Raw genomic sequence first — 18,599 nt, forward strand, 5'->3', positions numbered from 1 at the left:
ACCCGGCCGCGGCGTCGGCGGGCGGATCGGGCGGCTGCCGTGCGGGGGGCCGCGAGTGTGAAAAGATCCGCTGGTCCGTGCCTCGGGGAGACGGTGCGTCACCAGTGCACCGGCAAGCGATCGGCAGGCACCGGAAGGGGTGTGTGCGGGTGTCGGCATGGGCGCCGCTGGAGCCGGGGGACCCGGCCGAGGTCGGACCGTTCCAGGTGTTGGCCCGGCTCGGCGCCGGCGGCATGGGGCGTGTCTTCCTGGCCCGGTCCGCGGCCGGGCGCTGGGTCGCGGTCAAGACGATCCGTCCCGAATTCGCCGCGGTGGGAGAGTTCCGGCGCCGCTTCGCCCACGAGGCCCAGGCGGCCCGCCGGGTCAGCGGCGTGTTCACGGCATCGGTCGTCGACAGCGACCCGGTCGCGCTTTTCCCGTGGATCGCGACCGCGTACGTCCCCGCCCCTTCGCTGCGGCACCTCGTCCGGGAGTGCGGCCCGCAACCCGCGCGGACGGTGATGTGGCTCGGCGCGGGGATCGCCGAAGCGCTCCAGTCGATCCACGCCGTCGGCGTCGTGCACCGCGATCTCAAACCGTCGAACATCCTGCTCGACGAACAGGGACCGCGCGTCATCGACTTCGGGGTCGTGCACGCCGAGGGCACCTACGTTTCCACGGGCGGTACCGCGGCCATCGGGACGCCCGGCTTCATGTCGCCCGAACAGGCGTACGGCAACGTTCCGGTCACCACGGCGAGCGACGTCTACGCCCTCGGCCTGACCCTGATCCAGTTGGCTCAGGGTGAGGCGCCCGTGCCCGTGCACACGGCCGTCGACCTGGACGAACCCCTGCGCGGCATCGTCGAATTGTGCCTGCGCCGCGATCCCGGGCTGCGGCCGAGCCCGGCCGAGGTCATCCGCATGCTGGCCGACGAGGTCGACCTGGTCGCCCACGACAACGCCCGGGGCTGGCTCGACGCAAAGGCCTGGGATTTGGTTCGTGCGTTCCGCGACGCACCGATGCCGGCGATGCCCCAGACGCGCACCCAGGCGGTGCCGCCCCCGCCCAAGGTGCCGCCGGGGATGCAGGCGCCGGGGACGCTGCGGCGCGTCGCCCCGCGCCACGTACCCGCCCCGCCCGAGCCCAGCTCCAAGCGGTACGGCGCCGCGCGGGCGTACGCCCCGCCGCAGACCGCGGCGGACCAGGCCACGATCGCGCCCTACGACCACGCCTGCCGGTTGATGCAGGACGGCCACGCCAACGACGCGCTGGAGGCGTTCCAGCACGCCAACCAGGTCGCGGTGCAGACCTTCGGGCCGTGGCACGCGTACGCGGTCTGCTCGCTGCTCGGCGCCGTTCACGCGACCGGTGTCCTGGGCTGGGCCGCCGCCGCCCGGGACCAGGCCGCATCGGCCGCGCGGGGGGCCTACCACGCGCTCGGCGCGGACCATCCGTTCACGCTCTTGGTCCGGGGCGAACACGTCCACTGGCTCGGGAACGCCGGGGACGCCGCGGGGGCCGCCGAGGCCGCGTCGGTGCTGGCCGGCGATTACGTGCGGACGATGGGCGCGGTGGCGCCCGACACCTTCTCGGTGCGCGGCGAGTGGGCGATGTGGGTCGGCCGGTCCGGCGACGCCGAGCGGGCGGTACGCCACTTCGAGCACCTCGTCGTCGACTGCCGGACCGCGCTCGGCGAGGACGCCACGGTGACGCTCGACGCCAAGAACGCCTTCGCCCACTGGGTCGGCGTCACCGGCGACGTGGCCCGCGCCGCCCACCTGTACGGGCTGCTCTGCGGCGAGGCCGAGGCCCGCTACGGGGTGAACAGCCCCTACGCGGCCGGTATCCGGGCCCGCCTGGAGAGCTGGACCGCGCCGGCCTAATACGCGGGGTCCACCGGTGGCGTGCCGGCCGGGCGTCCCGGTCCGAGCCGGTCCGGTACCGCGGCGCGCGGCACCGCCCGACCGCGCGCCCAGGCCTCGTCGTACGCCTCGTCGCCCAGCGCCGCGCGGGCGCCGGACCGTACCCGGTCGACGTCGACCCGGCCGGGCACATCCGTGCCGCGCGTCGCGACGGCGAGGCCCAGCAACGTTGCCGCCTCGGCCGCCTCGCCCTCGTGCAGTGCCGCACCGGCGAGCACTTCGATGCCGTCGGCGGCCGTCATCAGGTTGGCCTTGCGGTAGGTCAGGTCAACCGCAGAATAGGCCAGTTCCCGCGCCTTGTGCGCGTCGCCGAGGGCCAGCGACGTCCACCCGAGACCGGTCAGGATCAACGCGAGCGAACCCTCCGCGTCGAAGGAATCGGACGGGCACTCGGCCAGCGCACGCTCCTGGATCTGCTTGGCCTCGGCGTATCGGCCCTCGAACCGGGCCAGGTCGCCCAGCGCGGAGCGGCACAACGCCACGGACGCCGCGCGGCCTGTGCAGGTGGCGGACGCGATCACATGTTCGTACGTCTCGCGCGCGGCGGCGAGGTCACCCATGCGCACACACATGTCCGCACGCCGCACCAGCAGATCGTCGATGTCCTCGGTGATGCCCAACTGCCGCATGAGTTCCAGCGCTTCGTCCATGAGCACGAGGCCGCCGCGGATGTCGCCCGCCCAGTCCCGGAACACCGCGAGCTGGTCGAAGCAGTTGGCCATGCCCCAGCGGTCGCCGATGGCCTGGAAGCGTATGAGAGCCTCGTGGAAGTAGTCTTCCGCCTCGGCGAGTTCACCGCCGTACAGGTGGGTGAAGCCGTAGCCGATGCGGGTGACGGCCTGCGACCAGGGATCGTCGCCGATCAGTCGCTCGGTCTCCGCCCGGGAAGCCGCGCCGAGGGGCCCGGTGGCCATGCCCAGGACCACGAACAGCTCGGGTTGACGCGGTGGTTCCTGCATGGAGAAGAGCAACGGTTGTGCACGGGCCACGCGTTCGGCTCGCGTTTCTTCGCCAGGGGGCGCGGTGACGTGCAGGGACGTCAGCAGGCACAAGAGGTACTCCTCGGTGTGGCCGGGCGGCGGCCGATCGCCGACCGCGGCCAGCAACTCGCTTGCCGGCTCGGCGGCTTCCCGGCGCATGCCACGCAGCCACCAGTACCACGTGAGCGCGGCGTTCAGCCGCAGGCCGAGCACCGGATCCTCGGCGATGGCCCAGCGCAACGCAGCTCGCAGATTCGCGTGTTCCGCGGTCAACCGGTCCAGCCACACCAGTTGCTCACCCGTGCGCAGGTAGGGTTCGGCCTGCCGCGCCAGATCGACGAAGTACTCGGCGTGCGCCCTGTCAAGGCGTTCGCGCTCACCCGCGGCCGCCAGGCGTTCCGCGCCGAACAGCCGGACCGTTTCGGACATGCGGTAGCGCCCGGCGTTGCTCTCGATGAGCGACTTGTCGGCCAGGTCCGCGAGGAGTTCCACGGCCTCGCCGTCCGGCAGGCCGCACACCCGGGCCGCCGACTCGATGGTCGCACCCCCGGCAAACACGGTGAGCCTGCGGGCGAGTTCCTGCTCGGACTCGTCCAGCAGCTCCCAGCTCCACTCGACCACCGCGCGCAGCGTCTGGTGCCGGGGCGCGGCGGTGCGGTTGCCGCGCGACAACAGCCGGAAACGGTCGTCGAGGCGGGTCGCGATCTCGTCGAGCGACAGCGCCCGCAGGCGTGCGGCGGCGAGTTCGATGGCAAGGGGGAGACCGTCGAGAGCCGAGCAAATGCCGAGAACGGTGGGGAGATTGCCGGCGTCCACGGTGAAATCGGGGCGTACGGCGACGGCCCGGTCGGCGAACAAGCGGACCACCGGCGCCGCGACCGCGGCATCGAGCGGGGACTCCGCGTCCGGAACCGCCAACGTCGGCACAGGACAAAGCGTTTCGCCCGTGATGCCGAGCGCTTCGCGGCTCGTGGCCAGGATCCGGACGCCGGGACATGCGCCGAGAATCGCGTGTGCGAGCCGGGCGACCTCGACGACGATCTGCTCGCAGTTGTCCAGGATCAGCAGCAACTTGCGCGACGCGAGCCCGGACAGCAGGCGCTTCGTCGCGTCGTCGCCGGGGTTGGCGGACAGGGGATTGAGCCCGGCCTCGCGCAGGCCGAGCGCGCTCAGCACCGTCTGCACGAGTTCGTCGCTCCGGCGCACCGCGGCCAATTCGACGAAGCACACGTCGCCGCTGCGCCGCCGCCCAGCCTCGACGGACAGGCGCGTCTTGCCGCTGCCGCCGGGACCGGTGAGCGTGACCAGCCGGGCACCGGAGAGCAACGACCCGATCCGTGCCAGCTCTTCGTCGCGGCCGACGAAGCTCGTCAACTCGGCCGGGAGGCCACGGTGTTCGCTCGGAGGCGGGGCAGCGACCGCGGTGAGAGACGGTGCCGCGCGCAGGATGTCCAGGTGTATCGCGGCCAGTTCGGCGGACGGATCGGCCCCGAGCTCGTCGGCCAGCCGTGTACGGGTCTGCTCGAACGCCGCCAGCGCCTCCGCCTGCCGCCCGGCGCCGTACAGCGCACGCATGAGCTGGCCGACGAACCTCTCGCGCAACGGGTGTTCGGCGACGAGCCGACGCAACTCGCCCACCAGTTCGGATGTCTGACCGAGCGCCAGGCGCGCCTCACAGCGGTCGGCCAGTGCGTCGAGCCGCTGCTCCGCCCATGCGCCGGCCTGTGCGGAGGCGAACGGCGCGTCCGTCACATCGGCGAACGCCGGGCCGCGCCACAGGTCGAGTGCGGCACCGAGCAGCCGCTCCGCGCCCTCGTGGTCGCGGAGCGCGAGCGCGCGGCGGCCTTCCCGGGTCAGGCGGGCGAACCGGTGCGCGTCGACCTGGTCGGGATCCACGGACAGCCGGTATCCGGCGGCGTGGAACTCCACGAGCTTGTCGGTTCCCGCGTCGTCGCGCAGGCCCCGCCGCAGACGGGAGACCTGGGACTGCAGCGCGTTGGCGGCACCGCGCGGCGGGTCGTCGCCGTACAGCCCGTCGACCAGGGTCTCGGTCGTGACGATGCGCCCCGCGTTCACGAGCAGCAGCGCGAGCAGCGACCGCACGCGCGGACCGCCCACGGTGACGGTCGTGCCGTCCGCGCGCCACGCCTCGACCGGACCCAGAATGCCGAACAACATGCACGCGATTCTGGCGTATTGACTTGTGCGGGGGCGCCGGGCGTCGTGACGCTCGGACACACCCGAGCCGGGCCGGCGTTCGCGCGGCGACGGCCCGGGTCAGGGAGATCTCCTCCAGCAGCCCGATCGAGTCGACGACGCCGGCGTTGTTGCACACGACGTCGAGGCCGCCGTACGCGTCGACCGCGGCGGCCGTCATCGCCGCGACCGAGTCTTCGTCCGCGACGTCGACGTGCACGGCCATGGCGGTGCCTTGTGCGGCCTCGATCTCGGCGACGGTCTTCGCGGCCGTGTCCGCCGCCAGATCGGCGACCACCACGCGGTCGCCGAGCGCCGCGAACGCGATCGCCATCGCGCGGCCGATGCCGGAGCCGCCGCCGGTGACCAGGACGGTGCGGGTGCGGGCGGGTATGTCACTCATCGCGGTTCTCCCCCAAAAGCCAGGTGGACACAGCAAACTGACGGATCGTCAGATGCAGCGTCCACCGTAGGGCACAAAGCCCGAAAGAGGGATCGCCATGGGGCGCCGGCCCGCCGAGGTCTGCGCCGCCTCAGCCCTCCACCACCGACAGCACGATCTTCCCGGTCGTCCCGCCCCGCTCCCCGAGCTCGTGGGCTTTCGCCGCGGCGACCAGCGGAAACACCTCATCGACGACCACCCGCAGCCGACCGCTCTCCACAAGGTCCGTCACGGCCTCCAGCCCGGCACGGTCCGGCTCGACCAACATGTACTCGGTGCGGACGCCGGCCGCCTCGGCCTCCTGCGCCGGGAAGTCCTCGTCGGGCGGCAGGATCGTGACGAGCGTTCCGCCGCGTTTCAGCACCCGCAGCGAACGGGCCGCATAGTCGCCGCCGACGGAGTCGAGGACCACGTCGACGTCCGAGACCGCCGCGGCGAAGTCGACGGCACGGTAGTCGACCATCTCGTCCGCCCCCAGCCCACGCAGCAGCTCGTGCTTCCCGGCGCTCGCCGTGCCGATGACGTACGCCCCACGCGCCTTGGCGATCTGCACGGCCACGTGCCCGACCCCGCCCGCCGCAGCGTGGACCAACACCCGCTGCCCGGGGCGCACGTCCGCCGTGTCGACCAGTGCCTGCCACGCGGTGAGCGAGGCCAGCGGAAGGGCCGCGGCCTCGACATGGGTGAGATTGCGTGGCTTGCGCGCGAGCTGCCGCGGCGGCGCGGTGAGGTATTCGGCGTACGCGCCGGCCGGGTGCGGGAAGCCCACCATGCCGTAGACCTCGTCACCGGGCCGGAACAGAGTCACCCCCGGCCCCACCGCCTCGACGACGCCGGAGACGTCGTGGCCGAGGATGAACGGCGCCCGCGACCCGTCGCGGAACCGCCCGCGCCGGCGGGTCTTCCAATCGGTCGGATTCACACCCGCGGCGTGCACCTTGACCAGCACCTCCACCGCGCCGGGCACCGGGCGCTCGGCGCTGACGAGGTTGAGTACTTCGGGCCCGCCCGCGCGGTTCTGGGTGATGGCGTGCATGCGGGGCGCGGAGGTTTCCACGGCGGCTCCTGAGGTGCGGTCGACGGTTTGCGGCCTGGGCTCCCCCGGGGGTGTCCCGACCGACAGGACACACACACGATCTCCGCGTCGGCTGCACGTATGCCTCCCAGGTGCCGCCCATGTGCCTCCGGCCCGGCACCCGGCGAGCGGACGCGCCCCCGTTTGCCGATGCCCCCGGCCCCGGCGAACATGAGCCAAAGGGGGCTGACCGGGAGGACAACAGTGCGTGCCGTAGCTGTCGCGAGACCTGCCGGCGAGCCGGAACTCCTCGGACTGCCGTCCCCGGAGCCGGGGCCCGGCGAAGTGCTGATCCGGGTGGCGGCTGCGGGCCTCAACCCACTGGACTGGAAGCTGGCGGACCGCGCCCGCAGCGGGCAGCTGTCCGACGAGGTGGTCTACCCGTTCATCTACGGCGTCGACTTCGCGGGCAAGATCGCCGCCCTCGGCGACGGTGTCACACGGTTCGCCGAAGGCGACGCGGTGTTCGGGCACCCCAAGCGGGTCCCGGTGGGCGCGTACGGCACCTATGCGGAGTACGTCGTCGCCGCCGAGGACGGCGAGCTGGCCCCCGCGCCGAACACCTTGCCGCTGCCCTTGGCCGCCGCGCTGCCGACCGCCGGGCAGACGGCGCTGTCGATGCTCGAAATCTCCGGGCTCAGGGAGGACCAGGCGCTGCTTCTGATCGGCGCGGCCGGCGGCGTCGGGACGTTCGTGACCCAACTGGCCGCCGCGCGCGGCATCAAGGTCGTAACGGTGACGCGCGGCGTCGGCGAGCAGGCGATGGGCCGCCTCGGCGCCGCCGACACCGTGGACGCGCGGACGGGCCCGCCGGTCGAAGACCTCCGTGCCGCCCACCCCGACGGCTTCGACGCCATGTTCGACGTCGCATCCGCGCCCGACCAGTTCGCCGAATACGCGATGCTCGTCGCCGACGGCGGCACCGCGATCAGCACCCTGGGCGCCGCCGACGCGCGCGGTCTCACCCACCTGGGCATCACCGGCATCAACTTCGGCGTACGCCCGAGCGCGGAGCTCCTCGGCCGCCTCGCCGCCGAAATCGACGAGGGCCACGCGGTCGTGCAACTCGGCGCGCAGGTCCCGCTCGCCGACGCCCCCGACGCCATCGCGCGCAGCCGCGCCGGCAAGGCGCGGGGCAAGACCGTGATCCTGGTGTGAACACGACGCGCCGAACCGCAGTTTCCGGGTAAGAGCAGACCGGCAACCGATTCGGGAGGAACCCATGGACGACGTCGGCGCACTCGCACGCGAACACCTGGAGAAGGCCGCCGCTGCGGATCACGGCAGAAGCGCGCACCTGTTCCTGCACGAGGGCCCGCTGCGGCAGACGATTATCGCGTTGACCGCGGGCTCCGCACTCGACGAGCACAACGCCCCGGTTGCGGGGAGCCTTCAAGTTCTCGTCGGGTCCGTGCGGATCACCGCCGCGAGCGGAGATGTCGACATCGCGGCCGGTCGGCTCCAGGCGCTGCCACAGGAACGACACGGCCTGACCGCACTGGAGGACGCAGCCGTGCTGCTCACGGCCGTCACCGAGACGTAGGCCTCCTCCGGCTTCCCGACACGATGCGGCCTCGCACGGTTGCGAGGCCGCCGGGCGTTCCGTGCCTCGGCCGTCGAGAGCGGCGCAACGCGCCTTGGCCGGTGGGAACTCCGATAAAGGCTCAGAGGGAGAACCCCCTGCGGCCACGCCCCCTCTTCTGCCAGCGTTGAGGGGGCGGCCTCGCCGGGCCGCCGCCTCAACGGACGACAGGGAGGGTCCGTATGCCGATCTCGTGGTTCCGCCGCCGACGGCAGCCCACGACCGCGCCCGGGACGGCCGGCACGTCCCCTGCCGGGGCGCCCGCGCGGCCGGGAGTGGTGCGTACCGGAACCGGCTCCGCGGTCAGTCTCGACAAGATCGAGCGGACCGCCCCCGGCCTGGTCAGCCTGTACAAGGCGGCCGGGGTCAGCCTGGAGAAGCACCGACTCGCGGGCGTGCGCGCGGCGGTCTACCTCGTGCTCGACCGCTCCGGCAGCATGTCCGGCTTCTACCGCGACGGAAGCGTTCAGGCCCTCGCCGAGCGCGTGCTCGCTGCCGCCGCGCACTTCGACGACGACGGCGTGGTGCCCGTCGTCTTCTTCGACTCCAAGGCCTACGACGTCGAGGAGATCTCGCTCACCGACTACCAGGGCCGCATCGGCCGTCTGCACGAGCGACTCGGCCACATGGGCACCACCGACTACGTCGCCGCGATGCGGGCGGTCATCCGGCACTACGAAGGGTGCGGAGCGACCGACCCGGCGTACGTCGTCTTCCAGACCGACGGCGCGCCCAACAACGCAAAAGCGGCCGAGAAGACTCTGTGCAAGGCCGCCGACCTGCCGATCTTCTGGCAGTTCGTGGGCTTCGGCCGCGACCAGTTCCGCTTCCTGCACAGGCTCGACGAACTTCCGGCACCCAAATTCCGCGTCGTCGACAACGCCGGTTTCTTCGAGGCGGGCGCGGATCCCAAGCGGATGAGCGACGCCAAGCTCTACGACCAACTGATGATCGAATTCCCGGAATGGCTCCAGGCCGCCCGGACGGCCGGCGTCCTGCGCTGACGCGGTGGACATCGCCCGGCCGCGTGTCGGGGCCCGGCGTTAGGGTCGGGGGCGTGGAACCCGACCTGTTCATCGCCGCCGCCGAGGAGCGCCGAAGCAAGGACCCCGCTCTGGCGCCCCTCGCGGTGCGTATGCGTCCGCGCGATCTGGACGAGGTGGTCGGCCAGCGGCACCTGCTGGGGGAGGGGTCGCCGCTGCGTCGCCTGGTGCGCGCCGGGGACGGCGTCACAGCGCCGTCGTCGGTCATCCTGTGGGGCCCGCCGGGCACGGGCAAGACGACCCTCGCGTATGTGGTCAGCCATGCCACCAAGCGCCGCTTCGTCGAGTTGTCGGCGATCACCGCGGGCGTGAAGGAAGTACGTGCCGTCATCGAGGCGGCGCGGCGCGAATCGGGCGCGCACGGACGCGAGACCGTGCTGTTCCTCGACGAGATCCACCGGTTCTCCAAGGCCCAGCAGGACTCGCTGCTGCCGGCCGTCGAGAACCGCTGGGTCACGCTCATCGCGGCGACCACCGAGAATCCGTACTTCTCGGTCATCAGCCCGCTGCTGTCCCGCTCGCTGCTGCTGACCCTGGAACCGCTCGGCGACGACGACATCCGCGCCCTCATCGCCCGCGCGCTCGCCGACGAACGCGGGCTCGGGGGAGCGGTCGCGCTCGACCCCGACGCCGAGGACCACCTGGCGCGCATTGCCGGCGGCGACGCCCGGCGCGTGCTCACGGCCCTCGAAGCCGGCGCAGGATCGGCGATGGACCGCGGCGAGAAGAGCATCACGCTGCCCACCCTCGAAGCGGCGGTCGACCGCGCGGCGGTGCGCTACGACCGCGACGGCGACCAGCACTACGACGTCGCCAGCGCGCTCATCAAGTCGATCCGCGGTTCGGACGTCGATGCCACGCTGCACTACCTCGCACGCATGATCGACGCGGGGGAGGACCCGCGTTTCATCGCCCGGCGCCTGATGATCTCGGCGTCCGAGGACATCGGCCTCGCCGATCCCACCGCGCTGCAGACCGCCGTCGCCGCGGCGCAGGCCGTCGCGCTGATCGGCTTCCCCGAGGCGCAGCTCACCCTCGCCCACGCCGCGATCGCCCTGGCCCTCGCGCCGAAGTCCAACGCGGCGACACTGGCGATCGGTGCGGCCCTGGCCGACGTGCGCGCGGGGCTGGCCGGCCCGGTGCCCTCCCATCTGCGCGATGGCCACTACAAGGGGGCCGCGAAGCTCGGGCACGCGCAGGGCTACGTCTACCCCCACGACGTGCCCGGCGGCGTCGCCCGGCAGCAGTACGCCCCCGACGCCATCCACGGCAGGCGCTACTACCACCCGACGCGTTACGGCAACGAGGCCCGCCACGCCGACGTCCTCGACCGGCTCCGCGACAAGCTCGGACGACCGGACGCACCGCCGCAGGACTGAGCAGCGCCCCGCGTCCCAGGCGGGCGGCGGTCGGAAACAAAGGGTTGCACGGCCGGTTGGCGCACGGTAGAAACGGGCACCGGGCGCCGTCCGTATCCGCTCATGGGTTATCCCGGGGACGGCCGGACGCGTACGGCGCCCGGCCAGTCCGCCCGGCGCGATGTCAGAAACCGCGCGTGCGCTTGGCCGCCGCGCGCTGCTCCCGACCGCCGCGCTGCGGCACCGGCAGAACGAAGCGCGCCACCTCGCTCCCCAGGTTCACGCCCACCGCGAGCGCGAGCGCCAGCCCGGCCGCGTTGACAAGTCCCAGCCAGCCCTGGTCGGTGTGCCCGAGGGCCAGTCCGAGCATGCCCTGGTACATCGAACCGCCGGGCAGCAGCGGGCCGATCGCCGGGATGACGTACGGCAGCGCCGAGGTGCGCCCCGCCCGGGCGAGGAGCTGGCCGAGCAGCCCGACGACCCCCGTCGCGATGGCGGTCGCCAGGATCGGCGCCGAGCCCGCGTTGCGCAGCACCTCGAAGATCGACCAGCTCGACGCGCCGCCGGCCGCGGCGATCAGCAGCGCGTCGGGCCGCACCTGCACGAGGACCGCGAACGCGAGTGACAGCCCCATCGCCGCGAGGAGTTGCACGGGAGGGTTCGACTCGGGGAAGAACGAGCCCTCGACGTCGAGTTCGACGCCGAGTTGGCTGCCGGCGTGCAGCATGATCGCGATGCCGCAGATGATGCCGGTGATGAGGTAGAAGACCTCCAACAACCGTGCGGCGGCGGTGATGTAAAAGCCCGTCAGTCCGTCCTGCACGGCCGCCACCAGGGCCCGGCCGGGCAACAGCGCGAACAACCCGCCGGTCACGACCGCGTACGGCAGGATCCCGATGTCCAGCTTGATCAGCACCACGGCGACCGCCGCCGCCGGCATCGCGGCAAGGACGAACTGGTAGAACTCGGGCACGCCGCGCTTCGCCAGCAGTTGCGCCAGCCAGTCCCCGAGCACCGCAGCCAGGAACGACGCGCACGCGACGACCACGCCGCCGCCGACCAGCACGCTGGCCGTCGCGGCCACCGAACCGGTGGCCCCCAGCACCAGCCAGCGGGGGTACGGGTGCCGGTTGCGGCGGATCTCGACGAGCCGGTGATAGGCGTCCTCCAGGCTCACTTCGCCGGTGGTGATGTCCTCCACCAGCCGGTGCGCCGCCGCGAGCCGCGTGAAGTCGGTGGCCCTGCGGCGCACCACGCGCTCCGCCGTGACCGGCGCGTCCGCCAGCGACGGCTGGTACGACAGCGTCATCGCCGTGAACGTGGCGTTCGGCGTGCACCGCTGAAGGCCGTACGCGTCGGTGATGCCGAGCATCGCGGCCTCGACGTCCTCGCCGCCCTCTCCACTCGCCAGCAGCAACTCGCCGGTGCGCAGCGCGAGGTCGAGCACGTGCGGCACCGAGACACCCGTGTCGGTTCGCTCCGGCGCGTCCACGCCGTACGCGTCCGCACGCAGGCGCGCACGCAGGCGCTCCTGCCACGGGAGGGTGGCCAGTGGCGGTGGATGCCACGGGAGCCGCGCCGCCGATCGGCCGCGCCGCCGGGGCATCGGGGAGGGGACCTCCGCCGGGGAGAGCGTTGCCGGGGCCCGTTCGGAATCGCGGGGATTCCGGGGGCCGCCGACGGTGCCGGGTCGCCTGGGGCGCTCGAACACCGCATCCGTCCTTCCTGCCACTGATGGGTGATGGCTCTCCACAGTGCCCTACGGAGGCGGCAATCCCTCAATGAGCGGATGAACCGGATGTGGAGGGGTGAATCGCCGCGGCTGTGCACCACGGAACCATCAACAGCAGTCAGGCTCGTTCAACGCTGCTCGAATATCGACGAAATATGTTCAGGCGCAGGCGGATTCGCTCCCGCCCGGACCGTGGAACAGGCTCCGCAGCGCCTCGCCGAGTGCGGCGGGCCCGTTCACCGGCGACGTGAACTCGAAGCGGACGTCCCGCGTGCGCGTCGGCCCCGTGCAGCGCAGCCGCAGGCCGAAACGGTCGAGGGCGACGGGTGCGACGCGGTCGCCCTTCGCCACCGCGCCGGTCAGCCGGCACAGACGGTGCAGTTCGGCACCGTGCGCGGCGGCGAGGTGCTGAAGGAGTTCGGCCTCGTGGGCGGCCACCGGGTCGGCGGTCGCGGCACCGTACTCGTCCGGTTCGACGTGCTCGGCGCCCCACAGGTCGTCGACGAGGACCTCGCCGGGTTCCAGCCGCACGACGGCGCCCGAGCGCGCCGCACCGGAGGTGAGGAGTGCGGGGTCGTGCGCGGCGGCGGCGAGCCGTGCGGCGGCACGGCCGAGACCGGAGCCCGACGGGGTGCTCAGCCACCCCGCGACCCAGCAGTGGGCGCGCACGCGCTGCGGCACCGCGACGGGGGCCACGTCGACCAGGTGCAGGACGGCGGCCACGTCGTCGCGCGAGGTCAGCACGGCCGCGCCGATCTCCGGCGGGACCAGCATCAGGATCGAGCCGTCGGACTCCACCGACCGGGCGGCCGGGACGACGGGCTCGTCGCCGATGTGGCCGGGGAGTTCGACGAGCGCCGACGCGGCGTACGCGGCCAGGGTGCGGGCGCGGGACGCGGCGTCCGGGTGACTGCCCCGGGAGCGCTGCCGGGCGCATTCGCCGGCGGTCGCCTCAGGGGTGGCGTCGGCGGCGTCGGTGGTCCGGGGCATGCGTCCTCCAGCGTGGTCGTGCGACAGGGCGGTGGCGATCGCGCACCCCGGGGTTTCCCTCGAAGTGCCTTCGACGTTAAGGTTAGGCTTACCTAAATCGGCCGTGGCTGGCAAGTACCACCGACTCGGAGGATCCGTTGAACCAGGCCCGCCCCAAGGTCAAGCGCAGCCGTGCGCTCGGCATCGCTCTGACCCCCAAAGCGCAGAAGTACCTCGAAAACCGGCCTTACCCGCCGGGCGAGCACGGGCGCGGTCGCAAGCAGGCGTCGGACTACAAGGTGCGCCTGATGGAGAAGCAGAAGCTCCGCGCGCAGTACGACATCAACGAGACCCAGATGCGGGCCGCGTTCGACAATGCGCACAAGCACCAGGGCAAGACCGGCGAGGAAATGGTCGTCGCCCTGGAGCGCCGCCTCGACGCCTTCGTCCTCCGCGCCGGATTCGCGCGCACGATCTACCAGGCCCGCCAGATGGTCAGCCACGGCCACTTCGAGGTCAACGGCACCAAGGTCGATCGCCCGTCGTACCGGCTCCGGACCGAGGACATCGTCGGCGTGCGCGAACGCAGCCGCGACAAGCCCCTCTTCCAGGTCGTCCGCGCCGGCGGCTTCGCGGCGGAGAACACCCCGAAGTACATCGAGGTGAACCTCGGGGCCCTCGTCGCCCGCCTCGACCGCCTCCCGCAGCGTCGGGAGATCCCGGTCATCTGCGACGAACAACTCGTCGTCGAGTACTACTCGCGCTGACCCGCGTCACCCGCAGCGTCGTACCGCACGGCGACGGCGTTCGGCGGCGACGTTCGGCAACAACGTTCGAAACGACGCACAGGAAACGACGAAAAAGGGCCCCGCTCCGTATTCGGAGCCGGGCCCTTTTCGCTGCCTCTTGCCTTCGTCTTTGTCCCCTCACGCCCCCGGGACAACCCTCGCACTCGGCGACGAGCCATCCCCAACAGGGCCGCCACCGGTGAGTGCACCGCACCCCGCGCGGCCGGTAGTGTCAGGCGACCGTTCCGCAGCGTCTCCGTCACGTCGCGGTAGGGTCGGGGCTTCCGGAGTCGCCCGTGTGGATGTCTCCCAGGTGACTCCCCCTCAGCTTGTCGTCCGCAGTTGTCTTTCGGCCAATGACGGCCATTGAAGGAGCGCATCAAGGTGTCGGGTGGCGAAGTCGCGCTGATGATCATCGCGACGTTCTGGGCGATTCTCGTCGCCTTTCTCGCGCTGGTGCTGGTGAAGCTGGTCAAGGTGCTGAAGGAGGCGACCCGCCTCGTCTCCGACATCGCCGACCGCACGCCGCCCCTGCTGGACGAGATGACCGACGCCGTCCGCGCGACGAACGCGCAACTGGCCCGCGTCGACCAGATCGCCGGCAACGTGCAGACGATGTCGACCAACGCCACCGCGCTGTCGTCGACCGTCGCCGCCACTCTCGGCGGCCCGCTGGTCAAGACCGCCGCGTTCTCCTACGGGGTGCGCCGCGCACTGTCCGCGCAACAACGCGCCGAACTGGCCAAGCGCGTACGCTCCACGGCCAAGGCCGAGCGCATCGCACGCCAGCGCGCCGCCCGCGGGAGGTCATGACATGGCCAGGCTCTTCTGGATGGCCGTCGGCGCCGGCGCCGGCATGTGGGCCGCGCGGAAAGTCAAGGACAAGGCGCAGAAGTACACCCCCGAGGGCGTTGCCGACAACGTCACCGGAATCGGCGAGGCGATCCGCTACTTCGCCGACGAGGTGCGCGCCGGCATGGCCGAACGCGAAGCCGAGCTCTACCGCGCGATCGGCGCCGACGTCACCGCGGCCGCCGCGCCGCCGGTCATCCAGGCCGGCCGCGAATATCCGATGCTGCCGCCCGCCCGGGGACCGTACCGTGGACGGGACGTATACGGACGTGAGGTGTACGACCCGTACGAACTCGACGCGTACGACCCCCGCGACGCCCACGACCGATACGAAAACCAACAGGGCTTCCGCCTCGGCCTCCCCGGAGCGGCGCCCGCACCGAGACTGCACGACCGCCGTGACGGCGGCGGCAAGTACGACCGGAAGGACCGACGCTGATGGATTCCGCTGAGATCCGTAGCCGCTGGCTGCGCTTCTTCGAAGAGCGCGGACACACCGTCGTGCCGTCGGCCTCGCTCGTCGCGGACGACCCGACGCTTCTGCTCGTCAACGCGGGCATGGTGCCTTTCAAGCCGTACTTCCTCGGCGAGGTCAAGCCGCCTTTCCCCCGCGCCACCAGCGTGCAGAAGTGCGTCCGCACCCTCGACATCGACGAGGTCGGCAAGACAACCCGGCACGGCTCGTTCTTCCAGATGTGCGGCAACTTCTCCTTCGGCGACTACTTCAAAGAGCGCGCCATCACGCTCGCGTGGGAGCTGCTGACCACCCCGATCGCCGGCGGCGGCTACGGCCTCGACCCCGAGAAGCTGTGGATCACCGTCTACCTCGACGACGACGAGGCCGAGACCATCTGGCGGGACAAGATCGGCGTCCCCGCCGAACGCATCCAACGCCTGGGCAAGAAGGACAACTTCTGGTCGATGGGCGTGCCCGGCCCGTGCGGCCCGTGCTCGGAGATCAACTACGACCGCGGCCCCGATTACGGCGAGGAGGGCGGCCCCGCCGTCAACGGCGAGCGCTACCTGGAGATCTGGAACCTCGTCTTCATGCAGTTCATCCGGGGCGAGGGCACGGGCAAGGACGACTACGACATCCTCGGTGACCTCCCCGCCAAGAGCGTCGACACCGGTCTGGGCCTCGAACGCCTCGCATGCATCCTGCAAGGCGTCGACAACCTGTACGAGATCGACACGTCGCGGATGATCCTCGACCGTGCCGCGGCACTGACCGGCCACCGCTACGGCGCCGACCTCAAGTCGGACGTCGCCCTGCGCGTCGTCGCCGACCACGTGCGCACCGCCGTCATGCTCATCGGCGACGGCGTCGTCCCCGGCAACGAAGGCCGCGGCTACGTGCTGCGCCGCATGATGCGCCGCGCGATCCGCAACATGCGCCTGCTCGGCGCCGACGGTCCGACCATCAGCGCGCTGGTTGCCTCGACCATCGACGCGATGGGCCCGCAATACCCCGAACTCGTCGCCGACGCGGGGCGTATCGACTCGATCGCGGTCGCCGAGGAGAACCGCTTCCTCGACAAGATCGTCACCGGCACCTCGATCCTCGACACCGAGATCGGCAAGACCAAGGCGGCCGGCGGCACCACGCTGCCCGGCAGCGCGGCCTTCGCCCTGCACGACACGCACGGCTTCCCGATCGACCTCACCCTCGAAATGGCCGCCGAGCAGGGCCTCGACGTCGACGAGGACGGCTTCCGCCGCCTCATGGCCGAGCAGAAGAAGCGCGCGAAGGAAGACGCCCGCGCCAAGAAGCAGGGCCACGCCGACGTTTCCGCGTACCGCGAGCTCGCCGACACCGCCGGTGCCACCGAGTTCACCGGCTACGTGTTCGACGCGAGTGAGGCCACAGTCGTCGGCATCCTCGTCGACGGCGTCTCCGCGCCCGCCGCGCAGGAGGGCGACGACGTCGAAATCGTCCTGGACCGCACGCCGTTCTACGCGGAAGGCGGCGGCCAGCTCGCCGACAGTGGGCGCATCCGCGTCGAAGGCGGCGGTGTCGTCGAGGTGCGAGACGTCCAGCAGCCCGTGCCCGGCGTGAGCGTGCACCGCGGGACCGTGCAGGTCGGCGAGGTCACCGTCGGCGCGCCGGCGCACGCGACGATCGACACCGAGCGCCGCCGCGCCATCGCGCGCGCACACAGCGCCACCCACCTCACCCACCAGGCGCTGCGCGACGCGCTCGGCCCGACCGCCGCGCAGGCCGGCTCCGAGAACGCCCCCGGCCGCTTCCGCTTCGACTTCGGCGCCCCCTCGGCGGTGCCCGGCGGCGTGCTCACCGACGTCGAGCAAAAGATCAACGAAGTGCTCGCACGGGACCTCGACGTGGTCGCCGAGATCATGAGCATGGACGCCGCCCGCAAGCAGGGCGCGACCGCGATGTTCGGCGAGAAGTACGGCGACGAGGTCCGGGTCGTCACGATCGGCGACTACTCCAAGGAGCTGTGCGGCGGTACACACGTGCACAACACCGCGCAGCTCGGCTTGGTCAAGCTGCTCGGCGAATCGTCGATCGGCGCCGGTGTGCGCCGCGTCGAGGCGCTCGTCGGTGTCGACGCGTACCGCTTCCTCGCCCGCGAGCACACGATCGTCAACCAGCTCACCGACGTCGTGAAGGGCCGTCCCGAGGAGCTTCCCGAGCGCGTGTCCTCGATCGTCGCCAAGCTGCGCGAGGCCGAGAAGGAGATCGACCGGATGCGCGCGGCGCAGGTCCTCCAGGCCTCCGCGAGCCTGGCCGAGAGCGCCTCGGACGTGGGCGGCGTCGCCCTCGTCGCACACCGGGTCGCCGACGGCACCCCGACCGACGACCTGCGCAAGCTCGCGCTCGACGTACGCGGGCGGCTCGGGGCACGCCCCGCGGCCGTCGCCGTTGTCTCCGTGGTGAACAACAAGCCGATGGTGGTCGTCGCGACCAACGACGCGGCTCGCGAACGCGGCGTCAAGGCAGGGGAGTTGGTGCGCATCGCGGCGCAGGCCCTGGGCGGGGGCGGAGGCGGGAAGGACGACGTCGCGCAAGGCGGCGGCGCCAACCCGGCGGCGGTGGACGACGCGCTGGCCGCGGTCACCCGCACCGTCACCCAGAAAACGGCCTGAGGCTTGGGGACTTCGATGGACCGAGGCCGTCCCGCCGACGCACCGGTGCGGTGTCCGTCCTCACCGGCGTGCACGGGGTGGGGCCGGTGAGGAGGGGCATCAGAATCGCGGTCGACGTCGGCGAAGTACGCGTCGGCGTCGCCGCGAGCGATCCTCACGGCCTGGTCGCGACTCCTGTCGAGACCGTGCCCGCGGGACGCGGTGTGCGCCGCGTGGCCGAGTTGGTCGCCGAACGCGAGGCGGTGGAAGTCATCGTCGGGCTGCCGCGATCGCTGTCCGGCCGCGAAGGGCCCGCCGCGGCCAAGGCCCGCACCTTCGCGACCCGGCTCGCGGCGGTGGTCGCGCCGATCGGCGTGCGCCTCGTCGACGAGCGGCTGACCACCGTGACCGCGACACGCGACCTGCGTGCCTCAGGAGTGCGAGGCAAGAAGGCCCGTACTGTCGTCGACCAGGCGGCAGCCGTCGTCATCCTGCAGAACGCGCTGGAAACCGAGCGGACGTCGGGACGCCCGCCCGGTCAGGAGGTCCCGGTGCCACCGGCCCGGGACCCCGACCCACCAGGCCCCGGGG

Annotated in this window: 14 protein-coding genes and 1 pseudogene; 10 read left to right on the top strand and 5 right to left on the bottom strand. The window is 72.0% G+C overall.

The genetic code is table 11. The features are described from left to right. Positions 1-149 precede the first annotated feature (149 nt). Positions 150-1,865: a protein kinase domain-containing protein gene (locus ACRX5W_RS18410; protein WP_436789275.1), complete on the top strand. Its 1,716-nt coding sequence runs from the start codon at positions 150-152 to the stop codon at positions 1,863-1,865. Here ACRX5W_RS18410 and ACRX5W_RS18415 read toward each other — a convergent pair. From ACRX5W_RS18415 to ACRX5W_RS18425, 3 genes and pseudogenes are all read right to left on the bottom strand, one after another. Next, positions 1,862-5,062 carry a BTAD domain-containing putative transcriptional regulator gene (locus ACRX5W_RS18415; RefSeq protein ID WP_436789276.1) on the bottom strand — a complete coding sequence of 1,067 codons (3,201 nt, stop codon included), beginning with the start codon at positions 5,060-5,062 and terminating at the stop codon, positions 1,862-1,864. The two genes, ACRX5W_RS18410 and ACRX5W_RS18415, sit on opposite strands and share 4 nt — an antisense overlap. A 121-nt stretch (positions 5,063-5,183) precedes the next feature. Further along, positions 5,184-5,483, bottom strand: a pseudogene (locus ACRX5W_RS18420) (SDR family NAD(P)-dependent oxidoreductase); the annotation flags it as partial. Positions 5,484-5,613: 130 nt separating this feature from the next. Then, a complete protein-coding gene (locus tag ACRX5W_RS18425; RefSeq protein WP_436789426.1) occupies positions 5,614-6,558 on the bottom strand; it encodes an NADP-dependent oxidoreductase in 945 nt (314 codons plus the stop codon). Positions 6,559-6,801: 243 nt separating this feature from the next. On the opposite strand from ACRX5W_RS18425, the gene ACRX5W_RS18430 reads away from it, so the two are divergent. The 4 genes from ACRX5W_RS18430 to ACRX5W_RS18445 all read left to right on the top strand — a co-directional run bounded on the left by ACRX5W_RS18430 (position 6,802) and on the right by ACRX5W_RS18445 (position 10,601). Beyond that, positions 6,802-7,755: an NADP-dependent oxidoreductase gene (locus ACRX5W_RS18430; protein WP_436789277.1), complete on the top strand. Its 954-nt coding sequence runs from the start codon at positions 6,802-6,804 to the stop codon at positions 7,753-7,755. A gap of 64 nt (positions 7,756-7,819) precedes the next feature. Further along, complete coding sequence (locus ACRX5W_RS18435; RefSeq protein ID WP_436789278.1) at positions 7,820-8,140, top strand: cupin; 321 nt, start codon at positions 7,820-7,822, stop codon at positions 8,138-8,140. Positions 8,141-8,361: 221 nt separating this feature from the next. Then, on the top strand, positions 8,362-9,183 hold the full coding sequence (locus ACRX5W_RS18440) for a vWA domain-containing protein (protein WP_436789279.1): 822 nt from the start codon (positions 8,362-8,364) through the stop codon (positions 9,181-9,183). Between the two features lie 53 nt (positions 9,184-9,236). Continuing rightward, entirely contained in the window at positions 9,237-10,601 is a 1,365-nt protein-coding gene (locus ACRX5W_RS18445; RefSeq protein ID WP_436789280.1) for a replication-associated recombination protein A, read from the top strand. Between the two features lie 163 nt (positions 10,602-10,764). Here ACRX5W_RS18445 and ACRX5W_RS18450 read toward each other — a convergent pair whose 3' ends face one another. Beyond that, entirely contained in the window at positions 10,765-12,186 is a 1,422-nt protein-coding gene (locus ACRX5W_RS18450) for a threonine/serine ThrE exporter family protein (protein WP_436789281.1), read from the bottom strand. 285 nt (positions 12,187-12,471) lie between these two features. Then, positions 12,472-13,302, bottom strand: a complete 831-nt coding sequence (locus tag ACRX5W_RS18455) for a DUF2470 domain-containing protein (protein ID WP_436789282.1) — start codon at positions 13,300-13,302, stop codon at positions 12,472-12,474. A gap of 137 nt (positions 13,303-13,439) precedes the next feature. On the opposite strand from ACRX5W_RS18455, the gene rpsD reads away from it, so the two are divergent. The 5 genes from rpsD to ruvX form a co-directional block, all read left to right on the top strand. Then, entirely contained in the window at positions 13,440-14,048 is a 609-nt protein-coding gene (gene rpsD, locus ACRX5W_RS18460) for a 30S ribosomal protein S4 (RefSeq protein WP_436789283.1), read from the top strand. A 405-nt stretch (positions 14,049-14,453) separates the two neighbouring features. After that, complete coding sequence (locus ACRX5W_RS18465) at positions 14,454-14,882, top strand: DUF948 domain-containing protein (protein WP_231777236.1); 429 nt, start codon at positions 14,454-14,456, stop codon at positions 14,880-14,882. Position 14,883: 1 nt separating this feature from the next. Continuing rightward, positions 14,884-15,360, top strand: a complete 477-nt coding sequence (locus ACRX5W_RS18470; protein WP_436789284.1) for a DUF6167 family protein — start codon at positions 14,884-14,886, stop codon at positions 15,358-15,360. Next, positions 15,360-18,029, top strand: coding sequence for an alanine--tRNA ligase (alaS, locus tag ACRX5W_RS18475; RefSeq protein WP_436789285.1), 2,670 nt, complete (start codon positions 15,360-15,362; stop codon positions 18,027-18,029). The genes ACRX5W_RS18470 and alaS overlap by 1 nt, the downstream gene beginning before the upstream one ends. An 86-nt stretch (positions 18,030-18,115) precedes the next feature. Then, positions 18,116-18,599 (top strand): Holliday junction resolvase RuvX (gene ruvX, locus ACRX5W_RS18480; protein ID WP_436789286.1); only part of this gene is annotated, 484 nt, incomplete at its 3' end.

The sequence above is a fragment of the Yinghuangia sp. YIM S10712 genome (assembly GCF_051388935.1).
Lineage (GTDB): Bacteria > Actinomycetota > Actinomycetes > Streptomycetales > Streptomycetaceae > Yinghuangia.